General features: G+C 34.2%; 22 protein-coding genes, 1 pseudogene and 1 CRISPR repeat array. Of the genes and pseudogenes, 7 read left to right on the plus strand and 16 right to left on the minus strand.

Annotated features, from left to right (window positions below; all coding sequences use genetic code 11):
* Nucleotides 1-259: 259 nt before the first annotated feature.
* Nucleotides 260-966, plus strand: a pseudogene (locus tag MHH45_RS27025) (IS6 family transposase).
* A 311-nt stretch (nt 967-1277) separates the two neighbouring features.
* On the opposite strand, the gene MHH45_RS27030 reads toward MHH45_RS27025, so the two are convergent.
* Both MHH45_RS27030 and MHH45_RS27035 read right to left on the minus strand, forming a co-directional pair.
* Nucleotides 1278-1451: a hypothetical protein gene (locus MHH45_RS27030; RefSeq protein WP_170927971.1), complete on the minus strand. Its 174-nt coding sequence runs from the start codon at nt 1449-1451 to the stop codon at nt 1278-1280.
* 162 nt (nt 1452-1613) lie between these two features.
* The gene (locus tag MHH45_RS27035) at nt 1614-3554 is read right to left on the minus strand and encodes an AAA family ATPase (RefSeq protein WP_088094573.1); all 1941 of its coding nucleotides are present in this window, start codon (nt 3552-3554) and stop codon (nt 1614-1616) included.
* 230 nt (nt 3555-3784) lie between these two features.
* Here MHH45_RS27035 and MHH45_RS27040 point away from each other — a divergent pair, with 230 nt between their 5' ends.
* From MHH45_RS27040 to MHH45_RS27055, 4 genes are all read left to right on the plus strand, one after another.
* Nucleotides 3785-4081: a hypothetical protein gene (locus MHH45_RS27040; protein WP_088094572.1), complete on the plus strand. Its 297-nt coding sequence runs from the start codon at nt 3785-3787 to the stop codon at nt 4079-4081.
* 1 nt (nt 4082) lies between these two features.
* Nucleotides 4083-4268, plus strand: coding sequence for a hypothetical protein (locus MHH45_RS27045; protein WP_088094571.1), 186 nt, complete (start codon nt 4083-4085; stop codon nt 4266-4268).
* A 104-nt stretch (nt 4269-4372) separates the two neighbouring features.
* Nucleotides 4373-5557 (plus strand): FtsK/SpoIIIE domain-containing protein, encoded by a 1185-nt coding sequence (locus tag MHH45_RS27050; RefSeq protein ID WP_088094570.1) that lies wholly within the window; start codon nt 4373-4375, stop codon nt 5555-5557.
* The gene (locus tag MHH45_RS27055) at nt 5496-6113 is read left to right on the plus strand and encodes a replication-relaxation family protein (protein WP_088094569.1); all 618 of its coding nucleotides are present in this window, start codon (nt 5496-5498) and stop codon (nt 6111-6113) included. The genes MHH45_RS27050 and MHH45_RS27055 overlap by 62 nt, the downstream gene beginning before the upstream one ends.
* A 48-nt stretch (nt 6114-6161) precedes the next feature.
* Here the strand turns inward: MHH45_RS27055 and MHH45_RS27060 are convergent, their stop codons facing one another.
* The 8 genes from MHH45_RS27060 to MHH45_RS27095 all read right to left on the minus strand — a co-directional run bounded on the left by MHH45_RS27060 (nt 6162) and on the right by MHH45_RS27095 (nt 16959).
* Nucleotides 6162-6386: a helix-turn-helix domain-containing protein gene (locus MHH45_RS27060; protein WP_088094568.1), complete on the minus strand. Its 225-nt coding sequence runs from the start codon at nt 6384-6386 to the stop codon at nt 6162-6164.
* A 361-nt stretch (nt 6387-6747) separates the two neighbouring features.
* Nucleotides 6748-8686: a CRISPR direct-repeat array (repeat unit 32 nt; unit sequence ATTTCAATCCACGCACCTATAAGAGGTGCGAC).
* A gap of 168 nt (nt 8687-8854) precedes the next feature.
* Nucleotides 8855-9145, minus strand: coding sequence for a CRISPR-associated endonuclease Cas2 (gene cas2 / locus MHH45_RS27065; protein ID WP_088094567.1), 291 nt, complete (start codon nt 9143-9145; stop codon nt 8855-8857).
* A gap of 9 nt (nt 9146-9154) precedes the next feature.
* On the minus strand, nt 9155-10186 hold the full coding sequence (gene cas1c, locus MHH45_RS27070; protein ID WP_088094566.1) for a type I-C CRISPR-associated endonuclease Cas1c: 1032 nt from the start codon (nt 10184-10186) through the stop codon (nt 9155-9157).
* Nucleotides 10183-10842, minus strand: a complete 660-nt coding sequence (cas4, locus tag MHH45_RS27075; protein WP_088094565.1) for a CRISPR-associated protein Cas4 — start codon at nt 10840-10842, stop codon at nt 10183-10185. The genes cas1c and cas4 overlap by 4 nt, the downstream gene beginning before the upstream one ends.
* A complete protein-coding gene (gene cas7c, locus MHH45_RS27080; RefSeq protein ID WP_088094564.1) occupies nt 10832-11692 on the minus strand; it encodes a type I-C CRISPR-associated protein Cas7/Csd2 in 861 nt (286 codons plus the stop codon). The genes cas4 and cas7c overlap by 11 nt, the downstream gene beginning before the upstream one ends.
* 2 nt (nt 11693-11694) lie before the next feature.
* Nucleotides 11695-13608 carry a type I-C CRISPR-associated protein Cas8c/Csd1 gene (cas8c, locus tag MHH45_RS27085; RefSeq protein WP_088094563.1) on the minus strand — a complete coding sequence of 638 codons (1914 nt, stop codon included), beginning with the start codon at nt 13606-13608 and terminating at the stop codon, nt 11695-11697.
* On the minus strand, nt 13609-14328 hold the full coding sequence (gene cas5c, locus MHH45_RS27090; RefSeq protein WP_033799356.1) for a type I-C CRISPR-associated protein Cas5c: 720 nt from the start codon (nt 14326-14328) through the stop codon (nt 13609-13611).
* 201 nt (nt 14329-14529) lie between these two features.
* On the minus strand, nt 14530-16959 hold the full coding sequence (locus MHH45_RS27095) for a CRISPR-associated helicase/endonuclease Cas3 (protein ID WP_088094562.1): 2430 nt from the start codon (nt 16957-16959) through the stop codon (nt 14530-14532).
* A 246-nt stretch (nt 16960-17205) separates the two neighbouring features.
* On the opposite strand from MHH45_RS27095, the gene MHH45_RS27100 reads away from it, so the two are divergent.
* Both MHH45_RS27100 and MHH45_RS27105 read left to right on the plus strand, forming a co-directional pair.
* A complete protein-coding gene (locus MHH45_RS27100) occupies nt 17206-18447 on the plus strand; it encodes a Y-family DNA polymerase (RefSeq protein WP_445290631.1) in 1242 nt (413 codons plus the stop codon).
* A gap of 12 nt (nt 18448-18459) precedes the next feature.
* Nucleotides 18460-18789: a YolD-like family protein gene (locus MHH45_RS27105; protein ID WP_170927973.1), complete on the plus strand. Its 330-nt coding sequence runs from the start codon at nt 18460-18462 to the stop codon at nt 18787-18789.
* A 117-nt stretch (nt 18790-18906) separates the two neighbouring features.
* Here the strand turns inward: MHH45_RS27105 and MHH45_RS27110 are convergent, their stop codons facing one another.
* The 6 genes from MHH45_RS27110 to MHH45_RS27135 form a co-directional block, all read right to left on the minus strand.
* Nucleotides 18907-19203, minus strand: a complete 297-nt coding sequence (locus tag MHH45_RS27110; RefSeq protein WP_170927972.1) for a hypothetical protein — start codon at nt 19201-19203, stop codon at nt 18907-18909.
* A 73-nt stretch (nt 19204-19276) separates the two neighbouring features.
* The gene (locus MHH45_RS27115) at nt 19277-19576 is read right to left on the minus strand and encodes a hypothetical protein (protein WP_088094560.1); all 300 of its coding nucleotides are present in this window, start codon (nt 19574-19576) and stop codon (nt 19277-19279) included.
* A 76-nt stretch (nt 19577-19652) separates the two neighbouring features.
* Entirely contained in the window at nt 19653-19889 is a 237-nt protein-coding gene (locus MHH45_RS27120; protein ID WP_006096940.1) for a DUF2187 family protein, read from the minus strand.
* A gap of 24 nt (nt 19890-19913) precedes the next feature.
* Nucleotides 19914-20153 carry a hypothetical protein gene (locus MHH45_RS27125; RefSeq protein ID WP_088094559.1) on the minus strand — a complete coding sequence of 80 codons (240 nt, stop codon included), beginning with the start codon at nt 20151-20153 and terminating at the stop codon, nt 19914-19916.
* Nucleotides 20154-20175: 22 nt separating this feature from the next.
* A complete protein-coding gene (locus MHH45_RS27130) occupies nt 20176-20415 on the minus strand; it encodes a hypothetical protein (protein WP_088094558.1) in 240 nt (79 codons plus the stop codon).
* An 82-nt stretch (nt 20416-20497) separates the two neighbouring features.
* Complete coding sequence (locus MHH45_RS27135) at nt 20498-20746, minus strand: hypothetical protein (protein ID WP_088094557.1); 249 nt, start codon at nt 20744-20746, stop codon at nt 20498-20500.
* Between the last annotated feature and the right edge of the window lie 130 nt (nt 20747-20876).

Raw genomic sequence — 20876 nt, forward strand, 5'->3', positions numbered from 1 at the left:
AAATATATATAAGATATATATTTAAATAAGATTTATTAATTAATAAATCTTATTTTAAAAAAATAGACTTCATTATCAAAATGTTGCTTTGAAATAAAGTTTGGTTAAACATATTAATAGAACGTGTATTTTGCAACAAACAAAAAGGAATCCATTTTGAAAAAAGAGGTTCTGGTGCGAAAACTTCAAGATAATTGCAAGTAATCTCTAAATCTTGGACATACTGATACTATTACTTTAAAAAAGGTGCGTGATCAGTATGGAAAAGCGAAATTTGTTCAAGTGGAAGCACTATCAGCCTGATATTATTTTGCAAACAGTAAGATGGTACCTACGGTATAACTTGAGCTTTCGTGATTTGGTGGAAATGATGGAGGAACGGGGCTTATCCGTTGCTCATACAACGATTATGCGTTGGGTTCATCAGTATGGTCCTGAATTAGACAAAAGAATCCGTCGTCATCTCAAGCAAACCAACGACTCTTGGAGAGTCGATGAAACATATATCAAAGTAAAAAGTCAATGGATGTACCTGTATCGTGCTGTCGATTCGAAAGGAAATACCATCGATTTTTACCTAAGCAAAGCAAGAAACCACAAGGCTGCAAAGCGATTATTCAAGAAAGCTTTGCAGTCTTTTCATATTTCTGAGCCTCGTGTCGTGACAGTCGATAAGAATCCAACTTATCCTATAGCAGTTGAAGAATTGAGAAAAGAAAAAAAGATGCCATTAGGCATCCAACTAAGGCAAGTGAAATATCTCAATAACATAGTGGAACAAGATCATCGGTTTATTAAAAAGCGAGTTCGTTCGATGTTAGGATTGAAATCCTTTCGCACAGCTACATCCATTATTTCTGGAATAGAAGCGATGCATATGGTAAAAAAGGGCAACTTGTTTAACTGGACAAGTCTGTCCAAAATCAAGTGAAGTTCATCCATCAACTATTTGGAATTGCTGCTTAAGACTAGATTCCACTAGGAAACTTTTCGCCTCTTCATATCTTTCGTAAGTATTTGCACCAGAACCGTTGTAACTTATTTTCTACAATTTGATTATCTGTTTGCTCTAGTACCGACTATCAGAATTTATAGAGCACCTTGTACATTTTTTAGGTATAGCTCTGTAATTGCAAATCTCATTGTACATGCTATAATATAATTATAAACTAAGGTATATACCAGTCTTGAAAATCATACAATAAAAAAGAGAGCAACATGCGCTAACATGTGCTCATCTTTTACGCAACCATAGCCGTTAGGGTGATGGTTATCGTTTAACGTTTTGTCTTACGAGATCCACCCTTTTTCTTTTGCTTGCGACGGCGAGAAGAAAGGGTGGATTTCTCTTTTTCTAAATGTTTCTTATAAAGGTGCGCTACGCTCTCACGTAGTACGCCTTTAATAATCTCTTTAAGAAATTCAAGAAATGTTTCCATGGCTTTATTCACCCCCTTCCCCCACTACAAGTGGAAAGAAGAGAAATGACAACCATGCACCCTAACTTTTCGGTTACTAAGCCATTATAGCACAGTTTCAGAGAATTGAAGATTATTGTCGAACTTTAGCATACGGACTCTTATAAACACTGTAACTTTATTTTTAAACTACAACTATACATTTTCCATGACTTCAACTTTTATATGATTCACACCATATAATTTGTGGAATAATTTAGTGAAATTATCGATTGTTTGTGGAGTGAATTTTAAATCTTTTTCTTTTTGTGCTTTCTCTTTAAACATCTTTGCTATTAGTGCTTTACTATTCCCTCTTAACAAGTTAGAGTTTTTTAATTGCTCATCTCTTTCGGATATTTTCAAATCTGGTCTTACATGTTGTAAAAAGTCTTCTTTTGAAAACAAGTCTTCAATAGCAAAGCCTGGTTCGTCACTTACAAAGACTATTTGTTCTTCGGATAGAAATAATTTCTGCTCTAGTTCTTTTCTTTCGGTTTCCCCTGCTTTATCATTATCTAGTAAGACTTTAAATTGAACTCCCCAGCCTATTAGTAAAGAAGCCAGTTTATCAATTTGTGAAGCTCCTATACTTGGAATGAACCTCATTTCTCCAAATTCATCAATATTGGTTATATGCTTTTTCATGCACTCTAAATAATAGTAATCAGAAATCCCTTCAACTATGGTGTTATACTCGCCGAAAGTACCAAAGCTCCCTGATAAATCTAAGCCAATCGCGGTGATAATTGGAGTATACACGTCTTGATTAGCTACAGTTGGCGCATGTATTCGATTTTCAATAGTTGTATGATTATCTTCTCCTCTAATTACCAAGCGAATCCTTTCTAAACTGTTTGGATCAATTAAGTATGGACTATGTGTAGTAAAAATAATTTGATTTGATTCTGTTATGATCTCCAATGCTTTTAACACATCTTTTTGTGCTTTTGGATGTAAGTAAGGTCCTGGCTCATCTATTAAAATAATATTTTGTTCTTCTTTGACTGCGTTAATAGCGAAAAAGAAAGACAAAAACCATTGGAAACCTTTACTTCGTTGACTAGGAAAAAAATCGATATCACTATCGGGATCATATATATATAAATTTAAGACATTTTGCATACCTATATCTAACTCTAATTGAATTGAACTTTGTGTATATACACGTTGAAACAATGTTGTAATTTCATTTGAAAATCTTTCAATTCTTCTTCTTAAATCTCGATTAGGGATTTCAAAGAGATTAGTTTTTCCATTTAGCTCCAGTGCGGTATACACATATCTAAACCATATATCCTCTTCATCACCATTTAGCATTCTTATAGAATCCGGTAAAAGTTTTTCAAATGAATCCATCATGATAAATTTAGGAATAGAAAGCTTTTTTTCAAGTTCATGATATTCCCTTACTATTAAATCAATTGTCTGCAAAACTTGAACTGCTGGTTCAATTATATCATTAGGAATCAGTCTTTCTTCCCTTTCAGGAATATAAAATTCAAGACGTTCCTCACCTAGTTCGTGTTCTATATTTAAAAGCACTACTAACTTATTAGCAATGTCTTCTAAAACTATAAGAAGCTCTTCACTCGCTGTTCCATCTAAAAGTATTTGGACCTTTCTGTATAATTCATTTACCATGCTTCTTGGAAAATTGTACTTCTCTGTATCCTGAGTTAAGTTATTAATCAAATCTTTTAGTATTCCTAAAGGTATCAAATTCAAAAAAACATTTTGGATTGTTCCATAGGTAATTTGTTTATTTCTTGCTAAATCCTTTTTTACTATATAAGTAAATGAAATGTCACCTTTAGCTTTATAATAATCATTTTTCTTCCTTAAGTATGGTTTTAATGTACTTAGATTCACCTTAAAACAGACCTCTACAGTTGGGCTATTTATATTCTTGTCTATACCTTCTGGGTAGTTTTTAGATGAAAATTTATTTGAAGAGAAAGCTTCTAATGCTCTTAAAATATTGCTCTTTCCACTTTCATTTTGTCCCGCTAAAACAGTAAGGTTTGAATCTATATATAGTTTTCCAGTATCCTTAATTGACCGGAAATTTTTGATGCGAACCCATTCTACTTTCACTTTTATCACCTATACTTATATATATTTGTTAATGAAAATTTTACCATAAACAGATTTCAGAAATAAGGATTATTAAGAATATGTTTTCTATTTCATTTGTAAATAAATTAAGAAATATCCTGTAATGTTCTTTTAACAACCCCGTCCTTTTTTTAGGTACAAATTCAAAAAATGAATCAGCATCATATGTATTTAGTGTATCTAGAAATCTATATGGATGGTGAGGACATATGAGTCAATATCAAATGCTGTATAGTACACCTTATCTATATTCATCTCGAACATTGAATCAAATGTATAAAAACACGAAAAACGAAGAAAATATTTGCGCTATACAAGAGCATATGCAAAGGCACAATGTATATCTAGATTCACAGTATCGTGGCTACTATTATCTAAGTCGTAAAATTGAGGAATACCTAAGTGATGACGAACATCCATTAACTTGGAATGAATTGCTCGATCATTATCAATTGTACAAAGATAACCAAGGGAATTTGTCTATCAAGCCGAAAGGATGGAGATAAAATGACCATTATTGGAGAATTAGGGGTTGTTTATGGTGTTACTGGTGTCTCAGTTTTAGGAATTAAATTATTAAAAAAGAAAGGACTTCATCTTCCAGATTGGGTGCTATGTGCTGGTCTGAAATGCTTGGTTATTGGGAGTGTTTGGTACCTACTACTTGATATGCTAGATGTATTTCTAGGTTAGACATCTATCTGGTAGTTAAGGATCGTTACTGTTATGTATATTGGTCAAACATTGTTTTACTTCCACTTTTCCTCAACTACCTCCATATAAGGAGGTATAGAAATATGTTAGAACTTTTAACAATTCCTGCTGTTATGTTCACTACTGCAATTCTTCATAAAAACTACAAACAAAGTGATAAAAAAAAGATTGCAAGGTTTTTTGAAATCGCAAATATTTGTGTGAAAGAAAAAAATAAGTTAGAGTACCCCAGGTTCAAAAGACAAGAAGAAAGGGCCGCAAGTATGATGTATATTTACGAGCTGCCATTGGGTATCCCCTCACAACTTATTAAGAAATTAGATGAAGTTATTGCTGAAGGATTAAATAAACCTGTCAAAATTCATTATGAGTCCCCTTTTCTTTATGTTCAGGTATTTGAAGAGGATATCCCAAAGATATGGGAGTGGTCTGAAGATCTAATACGTCCTGGTACTTGGAAGGTTGCAATTGGAAAAACGTTAGATAAAACTTTATATCATGATTTCGATCAAACACCTCATTTACTTATGGGTGGTTTAACACGAATGGGAAAAACAGTGTTTCTGAAAGTACTCGTCACTACCCTTATCAAGTCAAATCCAAATCATACTCATTTTTTTATTATCGACCTTAAAGAAGAAGGATTAGAATTTACCGAATACCAGGATTTAAAGCAAGTTATAGAAGTCGCTGATAGCCCTGAGAAGGCGCATGAAGTATTAGTTAAGGTTATGGCATTGATGCATCAGAGAGGCAAATTTATGAAGGAAAACAGAATGAAGAATATTGTCCAAACAAAAGAAAAAGATCGTTTTTTTGTAATTGTGGATGAAGGGGCTGTTTTGGCACCAGCTAAAGGGCTACCTAAAAACGTGAATAGAATGCTTGAAGAGTGTCAGTATATGCTCAGTCACATCTCAAGAATTGGTGGAGCATTAGGTGTACGCTTAATATTGGCTACTCAATATCCAACTGTAACGTCAGTACCTTCCGTTGTAAAACAAATGAGTGATGCAAAGTTAGGGTTTCGTTTACCAACTACAGTAGCTTCACAAGTTGTTTTAGATGAGCCGGGATTGGAGGATTTACCCTCTTTGCCAGGGAGAGCATTATTCAAAACTGATCGGATTCATGAGCTGCAAGTACCGTACCTTTCTGATGAAATGATGAGACAGCTTTTACGAGAATACGAGGTGATTAAACATCATGAGGCACCAGAAGCTCAAACAGAAAGCCAGACAGATAGAGATTTTATCAAGTTTAAATAGGTTAGAATTTGCCTCTAGAAGGCAATTACAGGCTATCCATAGTCTAGGTAGTATAAGGAACGCAAATCGTGTTCTGAAGGATCTTCGTCAATATTGTCACGTCACTTCGCATAATCGGGAGTATGTATATTATCTCAATAAGAAAGGTCTTGCTCTTTTAGGATTAAATCCAGAGGAACGCAAAAAGAAACACCAACTTGAACATATTCTTTTAAGAAATGAAGCTTGGATGTGGCTTGGTTTTCCCGATTGGAAAACAGAGCAAGTAATACAATTTAGATACCAAAATGGAGAAAAAACTATTGTGCCAGATGCTTATTATGTAGTAGATCAAGTGCCGTATTTTGTTGAGGTTGATAGGTTGCAACACATGAAGGTAAATGAAGAAAAGATACAATATTATGGTTTGATCGCAAAGATATATAAAAAACAAAGGGACATCATACCTAACGTTTTATTCTTTACCATATCAGATTATCGTGAAAAGAAACTAGAGAGTTATGGGATTAAATATAATGTATACGTTCGTACATTTTTGTTAAAAGAAGTGTTATGAAAGTAAAGAAAGTAAAAAGCACAAGGTGAGTTATCCTCCTTGTGCTTTTTACATGTCCCAAAAGTCAGTTATTTTGGCACTTCTGTCCACTTTTTTAATTGCTCGAAAGATTTTTTGAATAACTGGTAAACTTGGTGTGTGTGATTTATTGTTACATAACCTTGAAATTGTATTACGACTAACACCAGTTTCTTGTTCTAATTCTTGTTGTTCTATGCCGTTATGGTCTAACCATTTCCCCAATTTTGTACGATTTCTTTTATTTCCCTTCATGAAAGTGTCTTCCTTTCTTCTACCCTATTTAACTTTTATTTTGGACACTTTCAATTTAATTTATACACGTTCACCTCGAATGGTGCATACGTCTTCTTTAAGGTGCATAGAATAGAAATAGATAAGGAGAATAAGAGATTTTTTGTAATTATTTTGTGGAATATAGCATACATACTAATAGCTACAAGATGCGAATACGCTGAAATATAATTGCATCTTGTTGCAAAGGATATTCTTGCAAAAAAAAGAAGCTTCTATCCATTGATACATAAGGGGTTAAGCTTCTTTTTATATCGCTTTTGCATAAAAGTAAAGGATAAAAAGAGGAAAGTGAAAGTCGAAATATGATTCATTTTACCTTATTGCAATTCACGCACCTATAAGAGGTGCGACATAGATAACTTTTTCAACTTGCAGTGGTGGTTATTATTTCAATTCACGCACCTATAAGAGGTGCGACCTAATTCTTGTTGAGTAATTTTGTTTTTCTCCAATTTCAATCCACGCACCTATAAGAGGTGCGACTTTTATGCAGGATTTGCGCAGGCCATCTTTAATATTTCAATCCACGCACCTATAAGAGGTGCGACAAAAGGCTTGGTATTGGTACGAAGGAGAGTATAAATTTCAATCCACGCACCTATAAGAGGTGCGACTGCTACAAAATCTGTAACTATCCAAGATAAAGTTATTTCAATCCACGCACCTATAAGAGGTGCGACTTAATGTGTATCTTTTGGGAAAGCTTTTCTAAAATTTCAATCCACGCACCTATAAGAGGTGCGACTGTTATCTGGTTCGGTAAAGCTTATGAGCTTATATTTCAATCCACGCACCTATAAGAGGTGCGACTAAGAGACTCTTGACCTATTACAGATACACTTTGATTTCAATCCACGCACCTATAAGAGGTGCGACTGCTGTAGAAATTGGAAAGTACAGTGTTGCAAATATTTCAATCCACGCACCTATAAGAGGTGCGACCGAGTAGGGTCGTTAAAGAGGGGCTTGCCATCTAAATTTCAATCCACGCACCTATAAGAGGTGCGACTAGAGCGACTAAAAGATTATAATAACTGGTGTATTTCAATCCACGCACCTATAAGAGGTGCGACACAGTTTAAGTAATGAAATGCAAGGGCAAGTGATATTTCAATCCACGCACCTATAAGAGGTGCGACACAGTTTAAGTAATGAAATGCAAGGGCAAGTGATATTTCAATCCACGCACCTATAAGAGGTGCGACAAAAAATCCTTTTTTCATAACAGATAGAGTACGTATTTCAATCCACGCACCTATAAGAGGTGCGACGGATCAGTCGCATTAGAAGAGGATTTAGAAAAAATTTCAATCCACGCACCTATAAGAGGTGCGACACGTCTTCTTACAAAACATGGTGCGAAAATCCATATTTCAATCCACGCACCTATAAGAGGTGCGACCTTATGTAGGTCGATGGTGTAGGAACCTCATAAGTATTTCAATCCACGCACCTATAAGAGGTGCGACGCTAGGAAGTATTGTATATTTTGAGATTGAACAATTTCAATCCACGCACCTATAAGAGGTGCGACCACAGGCTTGTGGGATTGATTCAGAACATTGGGATTTCAATCCACGCACCTATAAGAGGTGCGACCTTTTTGAGTATACGTATACAAAGTATTTAGTGATTTCAATCCACGCACCTATAAGAGGTGCGACTCATTAGTTCATGACGTTGATACAATGCCTTTGTATTTCAATCCACGCACCTATAAGAGGTGCGACTGGTTATTTATGCGATGAGGAATGGGCTTGTTGATTTCAATCCACGCACCTATAAGAGGTGCGACTGAACAGGATCTTCTTCTCCTTCTACCCTCTGAAATTTCAATCCACGCACCTATAAGAGGTGCGACCTATCAGTGGAACCTACAAAGCGATCAATTAGTATTTCAATCCACGCACCTATAAGAGGTGCGACTGTTCTGGATTAAATGGAATAAGGATTCCATCTGCATTTCAATCCACGCACCTATAAGAGGTGCGACTAAACAAAAGTGTTAATAATGAGCAAGCTGTAGAATTTCAATCCACGCACCTATAAGAGGTGCGACAGATATGTTCATGAGTTCTGATCATTTTTTTTATATTTCAATCCACGCACCTATAAGAGGTGCGACTGTTGCTATAAAAAAGGTTCGTAATCCACGTAAACATTTCAATCCACGCACCTATAAGAGGTGCGACGACGGAAAAAGAGTATTCACTGCAAGAACTCTATATTTCAATCCACGCACCTATAAGAGGTGCGACTGCGATTTGTGTTCAAAATAATACACAAATACGTTAATTCTGTTCAAAAGTATGCAAGTTTTTTATTTGATAAAGAAATTTGTATAGAAAATCATAAATTTTAATCATAAATTATGAAAATTTAGGTGCGAATGTACTAGAGATTTTATGTATGCTATACGTTCGCACCTAAAAAATCAAAGGACTTTCTAAATCAATTGATTCTTTTACACCGATATGTTCGACCTTACTTTTATAGTTGTTACCTAACTGATAAAATCTGAGACTATCCTCACTTTCATCAATAATTTTAACTAGTTCCATCTTTAAAGTAGCAAATTGAGTTGCATCTACAACACATTCAAACACTGAATTTTGGACTCGTTGACCATGATTTTGACATACTTTTGAAACTTTTCGCAGTCTTTTTTGTCCTGCACCGCTAATAGTGCTTACATCATACGTAATTAATACTAGCAAATGTTACACCTACTTCCATAAAAATGGTGGATACTCATCTAAGTCATTACGTAAATAACGAGCCAATAACAAAGCTTGTGCATGTGGTACTAATCCCCAAGATATTTTTTCCCCAAGATATGGATGTGTCATCTTTTCTTTCTTTTTATTTTGCCAAGCTGCTAAAAATTTCTTTCTAGCTTCATCTGTCATGATAACAGATCCATTTTCTTTTTGTAGAAAATCCCCTTTATTTACGACTCTTTTATTAATTAATGATAAGACAAATTTATCTGCATATACCCCTCGTAGCTCTTCCATGGTATCTAAAGCTAAAGATACTCTTCCTGGTCGATCTCGATGTAAAAAGCCAACATATGCATCCAAGCCAACCCCCTCTAATGCAGATGTCATATCATTTGCTAATAATGTATAAGCAAATGATAGCATTGCATTCACATTATCTAATGGAGGTCTTCGAGAACGTTTATTGAAATAAAAATCTTCTTTTTGTTGTAGGATCATTTGATTAAATAATTTATTATAACTTGTAGCAGCCTGCCCTTCCAACCCTCTTAATCTTTCTAAATCCTCACACTCTCTTACTTCAAGAATGATAGATGATAAGTGTTGGGAGATTTCTTTGAATTGATCCACATCTATTCTTAATGGGTAATCTCGAGTCATTCTTTCAATTATCCATTTATTATTGTAAATCTTTCCAATAATAAAGTTGCGCGCAATTTTAGCCGACATGACTTCATCTTCTGATATACGATATTGTTTCTTTCTTAGAATGACATTTCCCTTACTTTTTCCGATAACTCTCGCAAGAAATTGTCCATACATTGTTAAAAATACTAATGAAATATTTTTTTCTGCACAATAACCCATAAGTGCAGGACTTGTACCAGTATAGCCAAAAGATACGATCGATTCTAAGTTATGGAGTGGCAACCTTCCTATCTTCTTTTGCTCCTTAAGAAGAACAATATTATCACCATCTAATGATAAATAAACGTCTGATTGAGTTATAAATAATGTATTAAGAAGTTTTTTCATTCATGAATCTTCCCTTCAATATAACTTTTTACAGATCTTTTATTCATTAATTTTGGTAAGCAAACATTTTGAAGGGAACAATTTTTGCAAAATGATCCAGTTTTTACTTTAGGTGTATGCTTGCGTTTATAATAATCATACATTTCTTTGACAATTGACCTAACTTTGTTTTTATCATCTGCTGTTAGCGGTACTTCGATTCTGTGTTTTATTTCATTATAGAATATATAACCTGTATTTATTTCACAAAGCAGCATTTCTTCTAGACATATAGCTTGTGCTGTTAATTGTAAAACATCCGAATCGTTCATTTTTGGTTTCCCGCGTTTATATTCGATAGGATGAGCAATATATTTTCCTTCAGCACCATTTATTTCAATACCACTATTATCTTTAATAAATTCAACCACATCACAAATACCTGTAATTTTAAGTTCATTTGACTTTATAGGCATCGCACGAACAGTGAGTTTGTTTCCTCGTTTTTCTTTAATAAATGGTTGATCAGCTTTTTGATGAAGATACTTACCCTCAATCGTTCTAACGTTTTCTTCCCATTGCTGTTCAATATGGATGAGAGCCCATTGTCGTTTGCAAAATTGAAAATGTTGAATACCAGATAACATTAGATAACTATTTTCTTCATTACAGTCCATCAATAATCGCAACTTTTAAACCATCTAATTCATGTACCAAGATGGTATAGTCATCAATTGTTTTTGGTTCGTCAATATTCCGCTTAATATCCAGTAAACGGTGTACTTTTGCAGAAGAGTACTGACCAAGTTTTGAATTATGCTCCCACCAACAAACTTTATGTACTTCTATACTTCCTTCAGGACGTGCTGCTGACGCATCATTTTCAAACAATGTAACAAGTGCATTTTTAATCTTTAGCGCGTCCTCGTTAGTAAAACCTGTCTTTTCTGCTAATTGTGTATTAATACTTCCATAAAAAACATAAACTCCAAAATCGACACGATGCTTCATGCCCATCGTATCTGAACCTTTATCCTTTCCAGGCTCAGAATTTACACTTTTCGTAATTTGCATACTAGTGATGTCAATCGGATCAACACTAGTTGCCGTATGAATAGAAACAGGTCCTCTTACTCCAACAGAGACACCTTTTCCGGATCCTCCTTTAAATGCAAAAACTTGTCCAAAGCTCCTTACATCAATCCACTCCTTACATGCGACTGAAGCAAATTGCTCATGAGGATTTTCTTTCGATTTTAATGCTTTTACCAAATCTACATTCGTCTCTGCTCTTTCCCTTAAGCTATTAAACTGATCTACCTTCCTGTCATTTGACTGAACAAAAATAGATTCCTCCATATCCTGAAGACGATTTCTAATCTTTCTTTTAATGGCTACATCAGAGATTTCACCATGGCCATCATAATTTTGCCTCGGACGATTTCCGTTCAAAGGATCTCCATTTGGATTAGCCTTGGTAACAGATAGAACAACTGCAAAATCGATTTTATGGTTTAAAGTTGTCATTTTTAATTCTCCCCTCTATTATTTACTGATTCATCTAGTGAAACATTATTTTCCTTTTTTTGATACAACTCATGCCGCTGACTATAAAAGCCTAACAAGTATCTGCCAGATAGCGGTTTATTATTGAAATCTCCGATTTTTATTTTTGAGCCAACCTCATCAATTAATTTGTTATAATACCAAACTTTCTCTCCTAAACGTGCTTGATATGGTTGTAAAGCCCCTTGAATCGTCCTCCATGTTCTTTCCGGATGTTGCGAAAAGGAATTCATATATCTTCTAGCATTTGTGGCACGTTGATCACTTGTATTTAAAGACTTTCTTTCCAAAACATCTGCAATTGCAAGAAGACGTCCGAATAGATAATCACGATCATTATTTTCCTTATCTAATACCATTTGATATCCCTCCATTGTATTAATTAATGCACATGTAATGCTTAGTGTTTTTTCCCATTCCCATCTTTCCATTGATACAGGGTTTGATGCACGCTGAATGGCACTTCTGACGATGTCGAATGGAATTTTTTTTTCGTCTATAATACAAGGTAGTATACGCTCCATTAATCCTTTGACTATTTTCTCATTTGCTTTTGGTCCATAAGCAGCAAACGCAATATCTTTCGTTGATGGTGCTCCATAAAATTTAACAAATTCATTATCTTTATTTTTACGATAACGATGTTCCCATACACAAGTGGAATGCCAGTTCTTTAACCTGTTTAAATATAGATTTTTATCCATATTACGGTAATAAAGAACAGCTAATCTACCTGTTGTCGCTGAATCAAGCAAGAGAATATTTACATTGGCACTGGACGATAAATTATTTTTATAGCCATCAATCGCCTTAGCAACTTCATCGGCAAATTGCTCGTGTGTATAAGACTTAATTTCTCGTTTTTTCGGTAGTCTTAAATCCATTGAATAAATGTTGTAGCTGTCTTCTACAAAATCTGGAATATCCTCCGAATCATTACCCCAGACAAGAAATACACGTTGATCAACAATTTTCCCTTGCTTGTTAATGAGCCATTTCAACGCATTATGTGCTTTTTGTGACACATCGTAACTGATATTAGCGACATCATTAGCCTTGTGAAATCTTCCTCTAAATGTAAAGCCGCTTGTATCATTTGCAGAAATCAATTTCGCTTTGTCCCCTGCATTTCTGATTTTATTGGCATGTTTGTCTGTACTTGGCATTATTTTTCCTGTTACATAGCAATAATCATCTTTACCCAAAAAGTTGCTATAAAACTTGATAAAAGAATCGTACATTTCAGGATCTTTCCAGACCTTTGTCAGCATCTTATTCGGAGAATACACATTAAACCTTACAAAAGCACTTTCTTGGTTACCTGTAACTACTGAAAAAATAGGTGGCTTTTCACCAAGGAATGCTTCAGCCTTTTTATCCCATGCTTCAATCAATTCTCCCTTTGTATCAACATGCAAAATTCCTTTTTCAACTAAATCCTTTATTAGTCGCCTCTTGCTTAAATAAGTATAGATACTTTTTACCTTAGCTGTAGCATATGGAGATACTGTCCATCCCTCTAATTGATTTATGTAGTATGAGAAAGGCTCTTCTTTTTTGATTTTTCCGCCATATGTAACAAAATCACCTGCCACATAACTTAATTTATCATGTAATGGATAGGGAGCTATTTTGGATCCAGCCCTGTTTGCTGAATTCTCTGTACATGGAATCAATGTACTTGCATCGCTTTTATCAATGATTTCCGCCGTGTGAAATTCACCGTCTTCTGTGATTGAAACTTCAATATGGGCTGTTTGAGTGGTATGAGAGATAGGCAGCAATGTATATTCTTGGCCATTATATTTTTTTTCAATTTTACCGACTCGATCTAAATTTGATTGATACGTCTCGTACAAATTCAATAGCCAACTCATTTATTCACCTCCTTCTTCTAATTGTTTTATAAGCTCATCAACTGATTCAACGTTTGAACGGTCAAAAACCTTTGGCTCCATCTTCGCTATTTTACGGACTTTTGTACATTCTTCCGGTCGGATGAATTGAATGATTCCATCTCTCATTACTGGATTCCATAAACGAACTTCTAATTCGTTTCTACCTGTTTCATCTGGATAATTGAGCCCATGAACCATTGTGCCTAAATGAATATCTCCACCATAATTATCATAAAAGCCTTTGCCTTCACCAAAAACACAAGGTTCCACATATCCTTGGCACTCTCTCGTTCCTAAAAAAATGTCTCTACGTCCGCCAGCTTTAAGTGAACGTTTTAGGATGTTATGATGCTTAAATTCGTTGTGGTCAAAAGCTAAATCTGGTCGATGAGGATTAAAGATAAAATGAGCCTTGATCTGATATCGAACATCCTTTAAATATGTGTAATTTGCGAGTGTATTCCCGCCACCATATTCAATCGGACGAATACCTTTTGACTCCATTTTGATTGCATTCATAATTCTTATTTTATCGACCACCATAAGAAGAGTCGGCTTCCAGTATATTGATTCGACGATGCCCTTAATAGCTTGGTAAGTCGGCACTTGATAAGAGAATTTTTCTCCTCCCATTTTCATCAAGGGATCTGTAAATAGAGCGTAATCACCAAATAATTCAAACTCAATAGAATTTCTCAAAGATTCTCCCCACCCTTCTTGGATTTTTCTGATAATTTAATGATACCTTTCCTCTGTAATAACATCAATAAATGGTAATCATATATTGTGAGAAAGGTATGAATGTTTTTGGATAGGTTATAATAATTCGTCACTATTATTAGTGTGAATTGAAAGGTATTTTATATAATAAAAAACCTATCTCAAACAAAGATAGGTTTTTTAAAATATAGCTGTCTTAAAATCGCTCTCATTATGAATGTCTAAACCATATTCATCATTATAGGCACTTTCCTTCAAAGCTAAAATTTTCCCATCAAAATAGTATACAAGCCCATCGTTTTTAATCAATTGTTCTTTTTCATAGCTGAATAAATTAACTGTATACTGTTGTGCCTTTCGTAATAATTGGCTTAGATTCTCAATGGAACTACTGCTATTTAATTCTGCGATGATATCTTTACCATCTTCATATGGGACAATAACTGAAGTTGTTAGATCATCAATGACGCGGAAATGTTCGGCTGCTGTCCGGTAGCTATTTACAATAAATAATGGAACGTCCTTTTTGTCGTGTTTATGAATATATGCTCGCCGATAACTATTTTCTATTCTCGGTGCAGATAATAGCTCTGTCATGTTCTTTTTAAGTTTTGGAATAAAGTAATTTAAACCAGATTCAAATTCTGTATAATATTCTTTAAAATATCTTTTCATTGCTTCCCTTGATAAAATATGCCCTCCGTGACTTTTGTTGTTACGCTTCAAATCCACAAGAATTTTTTTCGTAATTTTCTTTCCGATTTTAATCTCCTGTAAACGACTTAGGTTTTCCTCTTCATAATCAATCACATAAACATTCTGTATGCCCTTTTCCCCATGACGATTACACCTTCCTGCCGCTTGTGCTATAGAGTCTAACCCAGATAAGGATCGAATAACACACTCAAAACTCACATCTACACCAGCTTCGATTAACTGTGTGCTGATGCAAATGATTTTTTTTCCATCCCTGAGGCACTTCCTAATCTCTTCTAAAATTTTGTGTCGATGGGCTGCACACATTGTTGTGCTTAAGTGGTAAATAGGAATATTTAATTCTTGACTTTGTAATCGTGTATATAAATCTCTCACAACTGATTTTGTATTTAAAATAATTAGGATATTTTGTACTTCCCCAATTTTTGTATGTATAAATGTTGTGAGTTTGTCATTATTAAACGTTTCATTAGTTGCTTTATCAATGATTTCTACTCTTTTAAATGATTCAATTACATAATCGAGATTAGTAATCATTTCAGCATCTGCATTTATATCTAATTTCTGTTCTACAAAGTCCAAAGCGGGTTGAGTGGCAGTACAGAGAACTAGGCTGGAACGACTATATATTTTTAAAAAATTCAATGCTTGATTAAATAATGAAACGCATGAAATAGGAACTTTTTGTACTTCATCAAAAATAATAATTGACTCACTTAAATTATGGAGTCTTCTAGTATTTCTACTTCCTTTTGCGTAAAACACATTTAGAAACTGAACCATGGTTGTAAAAATAACGGGCGAATCCCAATTATCTCTAGCTAGCTTTAATTTTTGTTTTACGTTAATAATACCGTCTTCACTTTCATCATTATCATTCACTTCTTCAACTATATTTGAATGATGTTCTAAAATATTTGCTTCATCTTTTAAGATTTTTCGAACTTCTTCCGCATTTTGCTCAATAATTGTTGTGTAAGGTACAACATAAATCATTCGTTTTTTATTATGGATCTTGGCGTGTTTTAGTGCATATCTTAAGCTTGCTAATGTTTTACCACCACCAGTTGGAATAGATAACGTATATATTCCTGATGGCCTCTCAGCAAATTGATCACACTGATCTGACATCTCGGCTCTTAAAATGTTAATGGGGGTAATTGCATTCTGTTGTTGTTTAAATGAATTGATTTTTATCATGAGCCTTTCGTAATATATATCAAATAACTCGTCAGAATTTATTACGGATTCTACACTTTTTTCTTCTTCAAATAATCGGGTGTTTGTTCTATCGGCATCAATTAATGTACTAAAGATAAATTTAGTTAAAAACATTAATTGTTTTTCAGTATTTTCCGGGGATTCTTTAAGTAAAAAACTTTCTAGTTCTACAGTGGCTTTGTCAACATACTCATGAAAATCTGTCTCGCTCATAACATATTTAAAAAAGAATTGCTTTGTCATATCAAATTCACTCAATTCTTTATCTCGCACTCTATTTAAATATGGTGATTCTAAATTAGGATTGAAAAAATCTTGAAGGTATCCATGGTGAGAAATAATAGCATTTCCTACTATTTCAGATATTATCCCTTTATAAGGAATAACATTTTCTGTATGGAAGAATTGATATAAAAATTTTCCGCCTGCAGTTGAATGATCAACACTTCCTCTTTTAGGTGGAGAATTAGGGTTATTTACTGCTTCCAATATGTACTCTCTAAACTCATTGGAATATTTACCTAGATCATGGAGCATGCCTGCTAAACCGGCTAAATGTTTTATCCCAATTTTTTCTCCGTAGGTTTCAGATAGTTCTTTTACCCCTAATAAATGCTCTCCGACAGTTTGTACTTGCTTGTCACTTTCGCGGATGTGAGCAATATAGTTCATTCTATCTCCCTCCAATATATAGTTTTAAAAAGTCGACCCTCTTACCATTTTAACATGTAAAGAGATAGACAGGACTTAAGGGTTCGACCTCCCTCTTCGTTCTTAATTCCGGTCGTTATAATTTCACGTACTAAATTTTTAGTTAAAAAATGATTGTATAATCCAAAATAATAGGTTTATAATAGGAACAAACGTTCTATTTTGGGGGATAAAATGATGTTTGATTACTCAAAGTGCATGAATCGAATGATATTCTGTATAGACCTTTGTGCATTTTTTGCCAGTTGTGCATGTGTTATGAGAGGTTTAGATCCATTGAAAGTGAAATTAGCGGTCGTCGGGGACGTGAATAGAAAGGGATCAATTGTGCTTGCTTGCACTCCCGAACTGAAAAAACTGGGCATTTCGACAGCAACGAGATTATACGAAATTCCAAAAGATCCAAGCATCATTATTGTAAATGCAACTATGGGAAGGTTTGTTGAAATTTCTAATCAAATTACTGAAATATATACAAAGTATGTAGCATTAGAAGATCTACACGTTTTTTCGATAGATGAGTGCTTCCTTGATATGGAACAAACAGCGCATCTATTTGGTCGTGATCCTATTGTAATTGCTGAAAGAATTCAAAAAGAGATATACGATACAACGGGTATAACCGCATCCATCGGAATTGGGCCGAATTTATTTCTTTCAAAGGTTGCTCTAGATGTGGAAAGTAAACATTCCAGGTCTAGGATTGTATTATGGACATACGAAGATGTTCCAAAGAAACTCTGGAATATCAAGCCACTCAAAGATGTATGTGGAATCGGATCAGCTACCCAGGATGCATTACATGGCATGGGACTGTTTTCCTTACAGGATGTTGCAAATACACCCAAAGAGCGTTTAATAAAGCGATTTGGAAAGGTGAAAGGTGAAGAGTTACATCGTTTTTCATTTGGTATAGATGAAAGCCGTATTGCTAATAAATACATACCTAAAAGTACGTCCATAACAAAAGGACAAATCTTATTAGAGGATTGTTATAGTCTCAATAAGTTGAAGTTACTTATTTTAGAACAGATTGAGGAAACGTGTTTTCGTCTTCGATCTATGGATAAATGCTGTAGGACGGTTGAACTTGCTATAGGTTACAGTAAGTACATCGGTGGAGGGTTTAAGCGAGCAATTACATTAGATCAGCCGACATGCTTAACAGAAGATGTCTATGAGGCATCTTTACAACTATTAAGAAGATTCCATTCGGGTCATCCAGTGCGGCAAATACATATAACACTAAAGAATTTGACCAGGGATGATGCAATTCAAATGTCTTTGTTTGAAGACACTTCAAGAAAAGATACTCAAAGGAAGTTAGCAAAAACAATGGATAGTATCCGGAATAGGTATGGTAAAAACTCGATTATGAGAGGCATCAGTTACATCCAAGGAGCTACGCAACGTGAAAGAAACAATAAAATTGGTGGGCATAAAGCCTAAGGGGGAATACACATCATGGATAGAGGTATGATGCGATGGATGCCATTCTCAGCAATAAAGGAACAATCTGAAGGATTAAATGAATTGTATGAAAAACAAAGCCATATTCCAATGCCGATTTTAGATGAACAGCAATTAGATACTATAAATGATACTGTTTGCGAGGCAATGGCTACAAATAATCAAGTAAACATCTTATATCATAAACAGAATAAGTTTTATCGTATCTCTGGTTATATTCATTATTATGATATGTCTTGTAATGAATTAAGAATAATGGGTGAAAATGAGAGAGTTAAATATATAAAATCTATGTGTATTGTGGATATAAAAATGCTTTAAAAAAGTTACATTGTAAATTAGTTGGACAGAAAAAAGTCTACAATGTTATGTAGACTTTTTTCTGTCCAATCGAATTATATTTCTATACCTATATGAGTAGAGTCTTAACGAACATTTTTAAAGCTCTAAATTTTCTTTACTTACTTTTGCAATATATTTCAAACAATCTATTACCGGATAATGAATCAATGCTTTAGGTTGGGAAAACTTGACGCCCTCTTTTTCAAGCAAATTGACAAGTTGTTCAACGGTCATCTCTTTGCGTTGTATCTTATTGAAGTGTTGTATCACAATGCTTTTCCAGTTATAAGACGGACTCTGGAAGTAGCCTTCTCCTTGTACAGTATGATTATAAATCATATCCAGTTTTTCTTGTCTCTTTTTCTTTTGTAGATGTTTTTCCATTTGGCTCATCTTCATTCACCTCATTTTTTAGTGAAAATCTGTATTCCGCCCCCTCTTTAATAAAATAACGTGATTCTATTTGTTACACATTAATTTCAGCAACAATTAGTTTTCTTCCCTTTTTGCTATAGCCTGTTTCAAGAGAGAGTATCCAATCGTGAAGGTCATTCCAATCATATCCCAGATTTAATAATTCGGCAGGGAATTTGTTTTCAAAGTCATCTCGCCAAGCATACATTCTTTCTAATGCATTATCTAACCTTCCAAATTTGTATAATGTAATGTTTTTCTTTTTTCCGTTATCTCTAAGTGCTTGTGTTAAATATACATAAAGCTTTCCTTTCGTTCGGTTAAATGTAAGAAATCCAATACTTCCTTTCAAACCGTCCCCTCCTATTCAGATTCCGACCACAACGCCTAAAAGTGAATTGTGGTCGGAACTACATTTTAAGTATCTATTATGAAACTTGTCTTTTACGAACACGAACTTTTTTATAGCGACCATGTTTTACAACATGGCGAGTATCTATTTCTTTATATTTCTTAGTTTTAAGCATTTCCGAAATATCTACGATAATTGTATTCGTTAAAATATTTACTACATAACCAGTTAATTTGATTGAAGGATTCTTGCGATGCGGAAATTGAACAAAGTCACCAATTTTAATTGTTGGAACTGAAATAGTCTTTTCCATAAAAAAGCCTCCTAAACTGAAATGTTATAGATTAACTTTTAAATTACTAAGTATTTCTCTATCCTTTGAAAACTTATATGCTTTTATATATAGAACAAACAAATCTGCACTTAATGTGACAGTCATTCCATCTTTCATACGCTTTAAAATAATGAGATCTTGATTTTCTTGTTCAAACATCTTTGCATATCCTAATACTTGATACACTCGACCATCTTTCCTATGAATATAGAATTCACCACGTTTAGGTTTTGGTGCTATCACATCTATTCCCCCTCAAAGTTTTTTAAAATTCATAGAGAAATCCAGCGATTAAATATGTAGCAACAATCATAAAAGTAGATAGTCCCAATGTACCGAAGAACCAGATTTGTGAGGCAATACAATTATCTATACCTAACCATTCACAAATGGCGTCATATCGCTTTTTAAAAGCACCTTTTATAGTAAGTTTTATTTTTTCTTTTATCGTTAAATGTGTTAAAATATACTTGCTGTTAGGAGTTTTTAGATAGGTATTTGCCATCTAGAATCAACCTTTCTTTTATCGTAGTTTACCTGGAAAAGCCCTTCTCTACTTGGCGGTGGTGGGGGCTTTTTCATTTGTATTAGTTTTTCTTAGGAAACCATTCTTGCATTGCCTCATCGGTCACTAACCAAGAACGCTGTACTCTTTGATAATTTTTATTTGGATCACGAGGTGGTTCGAAATAGCGAATAATGCCTCGATCAATCATATTGCTTAATTGATTTTGATTAGCACGAGACGGCTTGACACGACTTTTTAAAGTTTCATACGATATGTTATACTTCAAGGCGGCTTCCATCAAAAACATGTACTTTTCGATTTCCTTCATTGGTGTACTCCTCATATATGCACATTTAAGGGTTAAGCATTTTCTTTTTTTAAAACAAAATCCTCAAAGTATCCTTCTAAAATTTGTACTACTGTTTCAAAATCGTATTCATATTCAGTTGTTAATTGCC

This window comes from Bacillus sp. FSL K6-0042 (genome assembly GCF_038006685.1).
GTDB classification, from domain to species: domain Bacteria; phylum Bacillota; class Bacilli; order Bacillales; family Bacillaceae_G; genus Bacillus_A; species Bacillus_A pseudomycoides.

Coding starts and splice junctions, on each gene's coding strand:
- MHH45_RS27040 (WP_088094572.1), top strand. CDS start 3,785: ATGAGTCAATATCAAATGCTGTATAGTACACCTTATCTATATTCATCT.
- MHH45_RS27045 (WP_088094571.1), top strand. CDS start 4,083: ATGACCATTATTGGAGAATTAGGGGTTGTTTATGGTGTTACTGGTGTC.
- MHH45_RS27050 (WP_088094570.1), top strand. CDS start 4,373: ATGTTAGAACTTTTAACAATTCCTGCTGTTATGTTCACTACTGCAATT.
- MHH45_RS27055 (WP_088094569.1), top strand. CDS start 5,496: ATGAGGCACCAGAAGCTCAAACAGAAAGCCAGACAGATAGAGATTTTA.
- MHH45_RS27060 (WP_088094568.1), bottom strand. CDS start 6,386: ATGAAGGGAAATAAAAGAAATCGTACAAAATTGGGGAAATGGTTAGAC.
- cas1c (WP_088094566.1), bottom strand. CDS start 10,186: ATGAAAAAACTTCTTAATACATTATTTATAACTCAATCAGACGTTTAT.
- cas4 (WP_088094565.1), bottom strand. CDS start 10,842: ATGGACTGTAATGAAGAAAATAGTTATCTAATGTTATCTGGTATTCAA.
- cas7c (WP_088094564.1), bottom strand. CDS start 11,692: ATGACAACTTTAAACCATAAAATCGATTTTGCAGTTGTTCTATCTGTT.
- cas8c (WP_088094563.1), bottom strand. CDS start 13,608: ATGAGTTGGCTATTGAATTTGTACGAGACGTATCAATCAAATTTAGAT.
- MHH45_RS27095 (WP_088094562.1), bottom strand. CDS start 16,959: ATGAACTATATTGCTCACATCCGCGAAAGTGACAAGCAAGTACAAACT.
- MHH45_RS27100 (WP_445290631.1), top strand. CDS start 17,206: ATGATATTCTGTATAGACCTTTGTGCATTTTTTGCCAGTTGTGCATGT.
- MHH45_RS27110 (WP_170927972.1), bottom strand. CDS start 19,203: ATGAGCCAAATGGAAAAACATCTACAAAAGAAAAAGAGACAAGAAAAA.
- MHH45_RS27120 (WP_006096940.1), bottom strand. CDS start 19,889: ATGGAAAAGACTATTTCAGTTCCAACAATTAAAATTGGTGACTTTGTT.
- MHH45_RS27130 (WP_088094558.1), bottom strand. CDS start 20,415: ATGGCAAATACCTATCTAAAAACTCCTAACAGCAAGTATATTTTAACA.
- MHH45_RS27135 (WP_088094557.1), bottom strand. CDS start 20,746: ATGAAGGAAATCGAAAAGTACATGTTTTTGATGGAAGCCGCCTTGAAG.